The sequence below is a fragment of the Aphanothece microscopica RSMan92 genome (genome assembly GCF_046613545.2).
In the GTDB taxonomy this organism is placed as follows: Bacteria; Cyanobacteriota; Cyanobacteriia; order PCC-6307; family Cyanobiaceae; genus NIES-981.
On the sequence record NZ_JBKKKY020000379.1, the window covers coordinates 1 to 552 of the forward strand.

General features: G+C 75.4%; 1 protein-coding gene. It reads left to right on the forward strand.

The genetic code is table 11. The features are described from left to right. Positions 1 to 207 precede the first annotated feature (207 nt). Positions 208 to 552: MORN repeat-containing protein (locus ACLD7X_RS18110; protein WP_411425078.1), on the forward strand; the 345-nt coding region annotated here is incomplete at its 3' end.

Consider the following 552-nt stretch of genomic DNA (forward strand, 5'->3'; position numbering starts at 1 on the left):
AGCGCCCCCGGCGACCTGCGCCCCTCGCGCGCCGCGCGTGGGTGGTCCGTGGCAACGCCGGCGCGGGGGGCTCGATGCCCCCCGGGGCGGCGCCCCCGGTCAAGGGGGTGCGCTTGTCAGCCCGGGCAGGCGCGGTTAGGCTGCCTGCCGCGCGGCGCGGGGTGGGACGGCATGCATCGGACGGGATATCTGGCGGGCGGGTTGGCGGTGGCGCTGGGGTTGCAGGCCCCGGCGCTGGCGCAGGAGATCCTGACCAAGCAGTATGACGACGGCTCGGTCTACGAGGGCACCTTCCGCAACGGGTTGCAGCACGGGCAGGGCACCTACCGGCTGCCCTCGGGCTATGAGTACAGCGGCGAATGGGTCGACGGCGAGATCCGCGGCACCGGGCGCGCGCGCTTTCCCAACGGGTCGGTCTATGAGGGCACCTTCGCCGCGGGCAAGCCCGAGGGGCGCGGGCGCATCACCTATCCCGACGGCGGCAGCTACGAGGGCGACTGGCGCGACGGGCGCATGACCGGGGCGGGCGTCGCGCGCTATCCCGACGGGCGG